At 39.6% G+C, this 598-nt stretch carries 1 protein-coding gene; it reads right to left on the reverse strand.

Annotated elements, in window-relative coordinates:
* Positions 1-374: 374 nt before the first annotated feature.
* On the reverse strand, positions 375-598 hold a 224-nt coding region (locus D0T87_RS24215), incomplete at its 5' end, for a hypothetical protein (RefSeq protein ID WP_203558664.1).

The following is a 598-nucleotide window of genomic DNA, read 5'->3' on the forward strand; positions in this document are numbered from 1 at the left end:
TACGACCTCATGGGTGCGTGGTTGTAACTTTCTACGTTTTTCCTTTGCAATACTGACCACTTCAATCATAGGGTTTTCGGGTTTATCCGGTAGCTGGTAAGGGTCCTGTCTTTTTTCGTCTTTATTTTCCATAACTTCTTGTATATCTGACGTTTTACAATTGTTTTACAGCTGTTCTATTTCTCCGGGATACTTTTTCGTTTTCTATCGCCCGCCCCGGCTGTTAAACGAAGATTTTCCTTCTTTTGGTTATTACTTCGCTCGCCCGCCAGTTTAAAAAAGAATAAACGGGTTTATTTTTCTGTTAAATTTGATCTAATATAACCAGCTGATTACTAACTGGTTCAGTGTTCCATTTTTGCTTGACCCGGCACTTAGTAATAGCTGGAATTAGTTGCATAAAAAGAGATATGGAACAAAACGTATGAATTTACGAGCAACTGCGCCGGGAGGCGTATCCACGGTTGAGGAGGATAGAATACACAATCACTTACGTGATTGTCAGTTGACAGGTTATTGAGTTGACAGTTGACAGTTGAGAGTTGACAGTTGAAAGTTAGGAGTAAGAACAAAAAGAGTAAGGAGTAGGAAGTAAGGA

The organism is Bacteroides sp. 51 (assembly GCF_010500965.1).
Taxonomy (GTDB): Bacteria; Bacteroidota; Bacteroidia; order Bacteroidales; family Bacteroidaceae; genus Bacteroides.